At 68.1% G+C, this 3,744-nt stretch carries 3 protein-coding genes and 1 pseudogene; 1 reads left to right on the plus strand and 3 read right to left on the minus strand.

What is annotated here, in order from left to right; translation table 11 throughout:
* Positions 1–102: 102 nt before the first annotated feature.
* Together ARC23_RS20110 and ARC23_RS20115 are read right to left on the minus strand one after the other, a co-directional pair.
* A pseudogene (locus tag ARC23_RS20110) lies at positions 103–750 on the minus strand (DsbA family oxidoreductase); the annotation flags it as partial.
* Positions 751–842: 92 nt separating this feature from the next.
* Complete coding sequence (locus ARC23_RS20115; protein WP_057498833.1) at positions 843–1,748, minus strand: LysR family transcriptional regulator; 906 nt, start codon at positions 1,746–1,748, stop codon at positions 843–845.
* A gap of 179 nt (positions 1,749–1,927) precedes the next feature.
* Between ARC23_RS20115 and ARC23_RS20120 the strand changes: the two genes are divergently transcribed.
* Positions 1,928–2,818 carry a sterol desaturase family protein gene (locus ARC23_RS20120; protein WP_057498834.1) on the plus strand — a complete coding sequence of 297 codons (891 nt, stop codon included), beginning with the start codon at positions 1,928–1,930 and terminating at the stop codon, positions 2,816–2,818.
* A gap of 9 nt (positions 2,819–2,827) precedes the next feature.
* On the opposite strand, the gene ARC23_RS20125 is transcribed toward ARC23_RS20120, so the two are convergent.
* Entirely contained in the window at positions 2,828–3,532 is a 705-nt protein-coding gene (locus ARC23_RS20125; RefSeq protein ID WP_057498835.1) for an AraC family transcriptional regulator, read from the minus strand.
* Positions 3,533–3,744 lie beyond the last annotated feature (212 nt).

A 3,744-nucleotide genomic window follows, 5' to 3' on the forward strand; every position in this document is an offset into this window, starting at 1 on the left:
TGTTGGAACCTGCGGTGCCGGCCAGCACCAGGGCCAGCGCGGTGGCCAGGGTACGTGGGGCCATGGGGAATCGCCTTGTGGGGTGGGGGACGGTGCGGCCCAGGCCGCGACCAGGGGCGCCAGGGCCTGGCGCAGGTGGGGCAGTGGCAGCGTCTGCAGGCGCAGGCCGTTGCCGCCGATCACGGTGGGAATGGAGCGGATGCCGAGGGCAGTGGCTTCGGCACGATCGGCCTGCACGCGCTGGCGCACTGTGTCGCTGCGCATGTGGTCAGCGAAGGCACCACGTGGATGCCCCAGCGATTCGGCGATATCCAGCAGGACTTCGGCATCGCCGATGTTGCGGTGCTGGTGCAGGTGCGCCCACTGCACCGCGTCGAACATCGCGCCATGGGCGTCGTTGCCGCCCATCAGCCCTGCGGCCTGGCAGGCCAGTGCGCCCAGCCAGCCGGAGGGGTACTCGAAGTCCTGTGCGCGCATGCCTTCGATATCGATGCGCGCGGTGTCTTCATGCGCGGCGCACTCGGTCCAGTGGCGCAGGATGGTCGCCTTGGCGCGGGCCATCGAGCCGAACACCTCGATCATCTGCGCCCGCGAGTCCTGCAGCACGAAGCTGCGGTGGCGCACCTGGATGCCGAGTTCGGCCGAGACCTGCAGCAGTCGTGGGGCCAGCACGAAGCACCAGCCGCAGACCACGTCGTGGAAGAAATCGACCACCGGCGCTGCGGTGGCGGGGGAAGGAGCGGAAGACATCTGCCTGCCATCGGTGAAGGAGGAGGCGGCAGAGTAGGCAGTGCCGCGTGGCCGAAACAGCACGCCGCGGGCAGCTCAGTTTTCGCTGGGAGTTACGAATCCAGGCCGGCGCAGCCGGGCAGCTCGGCGTGCAGGAAATCGATGAAGGCGCGCACCTTCGGCTGCAGGTGGCGCGAGGTGGGGTAGACCGCATGCACGAAGCGCGGCGGATAGCGGTGGTCGGGCAGCACCTGCCGCAGTTCGCCACGGGCCAGTGCGGGTGCCGCCAGGAACGAGGGCAGGGCGCCGATGCCCATGCCGGCCACCAGCAGGTCGCGCAACAGCAGGCTGTTGTTGACGGTGACGCGCGCCGGCAGGGTGATCGTCACCTGGCCATCGGGGCCGAGCAGCGGCCAGCTGCCGGGCGAGTCGGACAGGCTGTAGGCGAGCACGCTGTGCGCCTGCAGATCATCCACCGTCTGTGGTGCGGGCTGCTGCTGCAGGTAGGAGGGCGCCGCGCACAGCACCTGCTGCAGCGACGCCAGGCGGCGTGCCACCAACCGCGAATCGTCCAGTTCGGCACGGATGCGCAGGGAGACATCGAAGCCTTCACCGACGGCGTCGATCAACCGGTCTTCCATCAGCAGATCCAGTGACAGCTGCGGATGCTGCTGCAGGAAGCGCGGCAGCAGCGGCGACAACGTGCTCAGCGCGAACGACTGCGGTGCGTTCACCCGCAGGCGCCCGCCCACCTCGCCACGCTGTTCGGCGATGCCGCGCTCCAGCGCGTCCAGCTCGTCGAGCAGGCGGCAGCATTCGCGATAATAGGTGTGGCCGGTTTCGGTCAGACTCATGCGCCGCGTGGTCCGCTGCAGCAGCACTACGCCAAGGTGGGTTTCCAGCGTGCGCAGCTGCTTGCTCAGCCCGGCTGGCGAAAGGCCAAGGTCTTCGGCAGCGCGGGCCAGCCCGCCACGTTCGACGATGCGGCGGAAGGCGCGCATCAGGTTGAAGGAATCCATGCCGGTCCCGGGCGCGATGAGGGCGACATTGTAGAGCCGCGCCGTGCGTGGATGTGGCAAACGCGGTGCCGACCACGATGGGCACCCAGCAGCGGCGGACCCACGGCTTGCGCCGTTTGTTCAAGCCGCCAACCCGCATGCCACGCCAGCATGCAGGCCCCTCACTTTCCGGGTTGCCCATGAAGCACTGGATCCTGCGCCTGTATGCCCCGCTGTTCCTGCTGGGCTTCGTTGCCACTGCCGTCGTCTGGGTCGGCCATTGCCACGGTGACCCGTTGTGGCTGCTGGCCTTGCTGGCGGCCGCCATCGCGATCTCGTTCGCCGCCGAGCGGGCCTGGCCGTACGATCCCGCATTCAATCACGACCACGGCGACAGCCTGCGTGACACCCTGCATGCACTGGTCAACGAGAGCCTGAACCTGCTGTCGATCGCCGCGGTGCCGCTGCTGGCGGCAATCATTCCGTGGCAGCTGTGGCCGGTGCAGTGGCCGTTCGCACTGCAGGTGTTGCTGGCCATCGTCTGCGCCGACCTTGGTATCACCCTGGTGCACTATTCCAGCCATCGCATCGGCTGGTTGTGGCGGCTGCATGCAGTGCACCACAGCGTCACCCGCATGTATGGCTTCAACGGCCTGATGAAGCACCCGCTGCACCAGGCCGCCGAAGCGGTCGGCGGCGTACTGCCGCTGCTGCTGTTGGGCCTGCCGATGCCGGTGGCGGCGGTGCTGGCCTTCGCCATTGCCATCCAGCTGCTGCTGCAGCACTCCAACGTGGACATGCGCCCGGGCGTGCTGGGCCAGGTGATGGCGTGGGCGCCGCTGCATCGCTTCCACCACATGCGTTACGGCACCGCCGGCGACGTCAACTTCGGCCTGTTCCTGACCGTCTGGGATCACCTGCTGGGGACCGCCTTCGATGCGCCGGGCTATCGGCTGCAGCAACGCGACCTCGGCATCGGCAGCCAGCCGGACTATCCGCGCGATTACCCCGGACAGCTGCTGGCGCCGTTCCGCGAACTGCCGCATGGCGAGGTACCGGAGCTGCCGGAAGGTCTGCGCAGGCGCGGATGATGGGCCGTGTCAGGCCGCGTGCAGCTGCAGTCCCTGCAGCTGCGCGGCACCGATACCGAACATGCGGCGCAGGCTGCGCGACAGATGGGCCAGATCGGCGAATCCAGCGGCATGCGCACTGTCGGTCAGGGTGTGTCCGCGCAGATGATGCGTGAGCGCAGTGCGCAGCCGTTGCCACAGCACCCAGCCGCGCAGGGTCACCGCCAGCTCGGACTGGAAGCGCCGATGCAGCTGGCTGGTCGACAGATGCGCCGCTTCGGCGATGTCGGCAGCCGGCACCGGGCCAGGCAGGTGCTGGGCGATACGGGCCAACGCCGCCTGCACGCGGCGGTCCAGCGGTTGCGGGCGGCTCAGCCGTGGCAGCCAGTCGTGCAGCGCCAGCGCGTTTCCCGGCAGCGCGTGCAGGTGCTGCTGGATCTGTTCGGGATCGGCATGCGCGGGTTCGAGGAACACCGTGCAGCCTGCTTCCGGCGCTGACAGGATCGCGTGCGGCTGGAACGAAGGCAGCCATAGCCGTTGGCCCTGCCGCTGCATGCCATCGATCTCGACGTGCCAAGGGGTACCGTCGCTCAACAGCAGTTGATGGGCATAGTGTGCATGCGAAGCGCTGTCACCGGCATGGCCGTGCAGCACGGCGGCGTGCGCATCCAGCAGCAACATGCCATTCCAGGGCAGAGCGGGGGAGGACATGGAGGAATTGTAGATCCACGCCATGCGTGGATGAATCTCCATCGAAATCGAATATTTCGACAACGAAACGAAGAGCATCCACGCATGGCGTGGATCTACTGCAGGCTGCGAGAAATGGGGTGGGTCCGGTTGCGGGGGCGTGAGCGCCATGGGCCCGAGGCATGCCTCGGGCGGGTTGGGCAGGACGCCCAACCCCGGTCTTGCCGTGTGCGCAGGACAGCGCACACGAACAAGCG

The sequence above is a fragment of the Stenotrophomonas beteli genome (assembly GCF_001431665.1).
In the GTDB taxonomy this organism is placed as follows: Bacteria; Pseudomonadota; Gammaproteobacteria; order Xanthomonadales; family Xanthomonadaceae; genus Stenotrophomonas; species Stenotrophomonas beteli.

Coding starts and splice junctions, on each gene's coding strand:
- ARC23_RS20115 (WP_057498833.1), bottom strand. CDS start 1,748: ATGGATTCCTTCAACCTGATGCGCGCCTTCCGCCGCATCGTCGAACGT.
- ARC23_RS20120 (WP_057498834.1), top strand. CDS start 1,928: ATGAAGCACTGGATCCTGCGCCTGTATGCCCCGCTGTTCCTGCTGGGC.
- ARC23_RS20125 (WP_057498835.1), bottom strand. CDS start 3,532: ATGGCGTGGATCTACAATTCCTCCATGTCCTCCCCCGCTCTGCCCTGG.